The organism is Actibacterium sp. (assembly GCF_041584535.1).
GTDB lineage: Bacteria > Pseudomonadota > Alphaproteobacteria > Rhodobacterales > Rhodobacteraceae > Actibacterium_D.
Map to the genome: position 1 here is coordinate 1 of NZ_JBFHDW010000174.1, position 5,590 is coordinate 5,590.

At 62.9% G+C, this 5,590-nt stretch carries 4 protein-coding genes; 3 read left to right on the forward strand and 1 reads right to left on the reverse strand.

The window, feature by feature from the left end:
- The 3 genes from ABYW26_RS09560 to ABYW26_RS09570 form a co-directional block, all read left to right on the forward strand.
- On the forward strand, window positions 1-991 hold a 991-nt coding region (locus ABYW26_RS09560; protein WP_372604588.1), incomplete at its 5' end, for a class I adenylate-forming enzyme family protein.
- Entirely contained in the window at window positions 978-1,631 is a 654-nt protein-coding gene (locus tag ABYW26_RS09565) for a DsbA family oxidoreductase (protein WP_372604589.1), read from the forward strand. The genes ABYW26_RS09560 and ABYW26_RS09565, both read left to right, overlap by 14 nt.
- A gap of 82 nt (window positions 1,632-1,713) precedes the next feature.
- The gene (locus tag ABYW26_RS09570; RefSeq protein ID WP_372604590.1) at window positions 1,714-2,916 is read left to right on the forward strand and encodes an MFS transporter; all 1,203 of its coding nucleotides are present in this window, start codon (window positions 1,714-1,716) and stop codon (window positions 2,914-2,916) included.
- Here the strand turns inward: ABYW26_RS09570 and mfd are convergent.
- A partial coding sequence (gene mfd / locus ABYW26_RS09575; protein ID WP_372604591.1) for a transcription-repair coupling factor occupies window positions 2,917-5,590 on the reverse strand: 2,674 nt, incomplete at its 5' end.

The window sequence follows — 5,590 nt, forward strand, 5'->3', positions numbered from 1 at the left end:
GCATGCGCATCGCGCGGTCTGGGCGCGGCGGATGATGTGGACGGGCTGGTATGACCTTCACCCCGAGGACCGCGTCCTGCACGCAGGCGCCTTTAACTGGACCTATACCCTAGGCACCGGTTTGCTGGACCCTTGGGCCATTGGCGCGACGGCGGTGATCCCGGCGGATGGGGTTGGGGCCGAGGCGCTTCCGCTGTTGCTGAAGCGGTTCGACGCGACGATTTTCGCTGCCGCGCCGGGGGTTTACCGGCAGATGTTGAAAACGGGCGGCACCTTGACCCTGCCGAAGCTACGGCATGGCCTGTCGGCGGGCGAGAAATTGCCCGAGGCGACGCGCGCCGCGTGGAACGCCGCCACCGGCACCCTGGTTTACGAGGCGTTGGGCATGTCCGAGGTCTCGACCTTCGTGTCGGGCGCGCCCGGGCATCCGGCGCCGCTGCCGGCCACCGGCTATCCGCAGGCCGGGCGGCGGATCGCGGTTCTGGGCGATGATCTGGCGCCGGTCGCGCGCGGCGAGGCCGGGCAATTGGTGGTCTCGACCCGCGATCCGGGGCTGATGCTGGGCTATTGGAAGGCCGAGGCCGAAACCGCCGCCCGCTTTCACGGTGAATGGTTTCTGACCGGCGATACCGTGGCGATGGCCGAGGATGGCGCGATCACCTATCTGGGCCGCTCGGACGATATGATGAACGCCGGGGGCTTTCGGGTGTCGCCGTTAGAGGTCGAACGCGCCCTGACCGAACACCCGGCAATCACCGAGATTGCCGCGACCGAGGTCGAGATCAAACCGGGTGTCACGGTGATTGCCGCCTTCTATACCGGCGCCCTTACCCCGGAGGCCGAGCTTCAGACCTTTGCCGCCGCGCGTCTGGCCCGCTATAAGCAGCCTCGGCTTTACGTGCATATCGAAAGCCTGCCCAAGGGCGGGAATGGAAAACTGAACCGCCGCGCGTTGCGGTTGGGCTGGGAGACGACCCATGATCAAGCTTGATATCCTGTCGGACCCGATCTGCCCGTGGTGCTATATCGGCAAGGCCTGTCTGGACCGGGTGCTGGCGGCGGTGCCGGACCATCCGTTCGTGATCGAATGGCACCCGTTTCAATTGAACCCGGAAATGCCGGCGGTGGGCATGGACCGGGTCGAATATCTTGAGCACAAATTCGGCGGCCGCGAGGGGGCGTTGCGGTCCTATGCGCCGGTGGTCGAGCGGGCCGAGGCCGAGGGGCTGGAGCTGAACCTAAGCGCGATTTCTCGCACGCCGAACACGCTGAACGCCCATCGCCTGATCCATTGGGCCGGGATCGAGGGCCGTCAGACCCCGGTCGTGTCCTTCCTGTTCGACGCCTATTTCAAACAGGGTCGCGATCTGGGCGATCCGGAGGTTCTGGTCGACATCGCCGAGCGCGCCGAAATGGACGGCGCCGCGATCCGGCGGTTGCTGGCCTCGGACGCCGATGCGCAGATGATCCGCGACCGCGATGCTCATGCCCGGGCGCACGGTGTGACCGGCGTGCCGACATTCGTGGTCGCAAACACCCATGTCGTGGTGGGCGCGCAGCCGTCCGAGCTGTGGGAAAACGTGCTGGCCGAGCTGATGCAGACCCGGCCCGATGACCAGCCATTACAATAATTCATACCCATTAGGTAGAATACACACTGGTCCTTGGTGACAATTCGTCACAGTAAGGGGCGAATTCGGAAAGAGGGCCAGCATGTTCACACCGACGAAACGCCTTGGGCAAAAAGAATTCATCGCCATGACCGCGATGATGTTCGCAACCATCGCCTTTTCGATTGATGCGATGCTGCCGGCCCTGCCCGCGATTGCCGATGATATTTCCGCCGCTGCACCGAACCGGGTGCCGCTGATCATCACCAGCTTTGTTCTGGGGATGGGGGTCGGCACCTTGCTGGCCGGGCCGATCTCGGACCGGTTCGGACGGCGGTCGATCATTATTCTGGGCGGGATCTTGTATATTATCGGCGCGGCTCTGGCGTCGATGTCGCATTCGCTGGACATGATCCTTGCGGCGCGGGTGTTGCAAGGCATGGGGGCGGCCGGGCCGCGTGTGGTCGGGTTGGCCGTGGTGCGCGATCAGTATTCTGGCCGCGACATGGCGCGGATCACCTCGTTCGTGATGATGATCTTTACCCTGCTGCCGGCGATTGCGCCGACGATTGGTGCGGCGCTGGTCTATGTGGCGGGCTGGCGCGGGATTTTCGGCGCTTTCATCGTGTTCTCGATGTTCTCGGTCGGCTGGTTCACCCTGCGCCAGCCCGAGACCCTGCCGGTCGAGTCCCGTCGCCCGCTGCATCTGGCCACGATGGCGCGCGCTGTGGTCGAGATCTTTTCGCACCGGCTGGTGGTGGTGGCGATCCTGATCCAGACCTGCATCTATTCGACGCTGTTCATGTATCTTGGATCGACCCAACAGGTGTTCGACCAGTATTTCGAGGAGGGCGCGCATTTTCATGTCTGGGTTGGCCTGATCGCGCTGATCGCCGGATCGGGCAGTTTTACCAACGCCCAGCTAGTCGGACGTCTGGGCATGTATGTTCTGGTGCGGGCCACGCTGAATTTGCATGTGGTGCTGACGGCAATTGCGCTGGTGGTGCTGGGGTTGGAGTTCATTCCCGGCGGCGTCAAATTCGTGGTCTTCGTGTTCTGGTCGATCACGGTCTTCGGGGCGCTGGGCCTGACCATCGGCAATCTCAACGCCCTGTCGATGGAGCCTCTGGGCCATATCGCCGGCCTGTCGGCCTCGATCATCGGCGCGACTGCGATGATCGCGTCGTCGCTGATTGCCGGGCCGGTGGCGACCGCCTTTGACGGCACGCCACTGCCGATGGTCATCGGTATCCTGACGATGGTCGTGCTGGCGCGGCTGCTGTTCTTTGTGCTGCCCAAGGCCTGACTAGCGCGCTGGCATTTTTGCCTTTTCCGCCGCGATCACCTTTTCAGCCAGATCGCGGGCCACGCCGTAGGCGCCCTTGATCTTGTCGTTGTCGCGCGACCAGTCGCGGCGGACGATGATCTTGTTGTCCTTGACCTTGGCCTGCCCGCGCTGATCGGTGATGAATTCGACCAGACCGGCGGGGGCTGCGAATTTGTTGTTGTGGAACTGAATGGTCGCGCCTTTTGGCCCGCCATCCAGCCGCGCGATCCCGGCGCGTTTGCACATCGCCTTGATCCGCACGATCAGCAGCAGGGTGTTCACCTCTTTCGGCAGCTTACCGAAGCGGTCGATCAGTTCGGCGGCAAAGCCTTCCAGTTCGACCTTGGTGCTGAGGCCGGACAAGCGGCGATAGAGGCCCAACCGCACATCCAGATCGGGCACATAGGTGTCGGGGATCAGAACCGGCACGCCCAGATTGATCTGCGGCGCCCATTGGCCGTCGTCTTCGGTCAGGCCCTCCAACTGGCCGGATTTGATCTTGGCGATCGCCTCTTCCAGCATGGATTGATACAGCTCGAACCCCACCTCGCGGACATGGCCGGATTGTTCCTCGCCGACAAGGTTCCCTGCCCCGCGAATATCCAGATCCTGACTGGCCAGCGTGAACCCGGCGCCCAGCGTGTCCAGACTGCCCAACACCCGCAGGCGTTTTTGCGCGGCAGGCGTCAGAGGCGTGCGCGGCTTGGTGGTCAGATACGCATATGCCCGGGTTTTCGAGCGCCCGACCCGGCCCCGGATCTGGTACAGCTGCGCCAGACCAAACATATCGGCGCGATGCACGATCATGGTGTTGGCGGTCGGAATATCCAGACCGGATTCCACGATCGTTGTCGCCAGCAGAACGTCATATTTGCCGTCATAGAACGCATTCATGCGTTCATCCAGCTCGCCCGCCGCCAACTGGCCATGCGCGATGATAAAGCTCACCTCGGGCACATGGTCGCGCAGGAATTGCTCGATCTCGGGCAAATCGGAAATACGCGGCACCACATAGAACGACTGCCCGCCACGATAATGTTCGCGCAACAGCGCCTCGCGCACGGTGACGGCGTCGAATTCGGACACGTAGGTGCGGATTGACAGGCGGTCGACCGGCGGGGTGCCGATGATCGAAAGATCGCGCACGCCGGTCAGGCTCATTTGCAAGGTGCGCGGGATCGGGGTGGCGGTCAGGGTCAGCACATGGATGTCGCTGCGCATCTGTTTCAGCCGCTCTTTATGAGCAACACCGAAATGCTGTTCCTCGTCGATGATCAACAGGCCAAGGTTCCTGAACCGGATGTTTTTCGCCAACAGCGCATGGGTGCCGACGCAGATATCCACCGTGCCATCGGCCAGCCCTTCACGGGTCTTGGCGGCCTCTTTTGCGCCGACAAAACGCGACAATTGCCGAACTTCCAACGGAAAGCCCCGGAACCGTTCCTTGAACCCCTTGGCGTGTTGCCGCGCCAACAGAGTCGTGGGCGCGATCACCGCCACTTGCACGCCGGACATGGCCGCCACAAAGGCCGCGCGCATCGCGATCTCGGTCTTGCCAAAGCCCACGTCGCCGCAGATCAGCCGGTCCATCGGGCTGCCATGCGCCAGATCGCCCAGAACATCGGCAATCGCGCGCAGCTGGTCCTCGGTTTCCTCATAGGGAAAGCGGGCGCTGAAGGCCTCCCACATGTGATGGTTCGGCTCCATCACCGGGGCGGTGCGCAAGGCGCGTTCAGCGGCGACGCGGATCAGCTTGTCGGCGATCTCGCGGATGCGTTCCTTGAGCTTGGCTTTCTTGGCCTGCCACGCACCGCCGCCCAGCTTGTCCAGCAGGCCCTCATCATGGCCAAAGCGGCTGAGCAGTTCGATGTTTTCCACCGGCAGGAACAGGCGGTCGCCACCGGCATATTCCAGCGCGATACATTCATGCGGCGCCCCCATCGCGGTGATGGTTTCCAGACCGTTATAGCGCCCGACCCCATGTTCGACATGCACCACCAGATCGCCGGGCGACAGAGATTGAGCTTCGGTCAGGAAGTTCTCGGCCCGCTTGCGTTTTTTCGGACTGCGGATCAGGCGATCGCCCAGAACATCCTGTTCTGAAATCACCGTCAGGTTCGGTCCTTCGAACCCGTGCTCCAGCGCCCAGACCAGCAGATACAGACCGCGCCCCGGCTTGACGTCGCGCATATCCGCGATCAGCGCCGCGTCGGTGACGCCTTCATCCTCAAGCAAGCCCTGCAACCGCTCGCGCGCGCCGGCCGAGTATGAGGCGACAACAACCGGCCCCTCGTCACGACGAACTTTAATGTGATCCGCCAAAGCGCTGAAAAGACTGACTTGTTCAAGCTGCCGTTCAGGCGAGAAATTGCGCCCGATCCGCCCGCCCGCATCGATCACCCCCAGCCCCAGCGCTTGCGGCAGCGGGTTCAATTGCATCACCCGATGCCCGGCAATCGCCACCTGCCATGCGGCGTCATCCAGATACAGCAGCTTCGGCGGACAGGGCTTATAGACCGTGTCCAACCGGTGCTTGGCCTTCATCGCCTCGCGCCGGGTGTCATATTGATCTTCGATGCTGTCCCAACGACTTCGCCGCGATGGCGTCACCTGATCGTCAAGGTAAACCGCTGCGTCGGGCAGATAGTCGAAC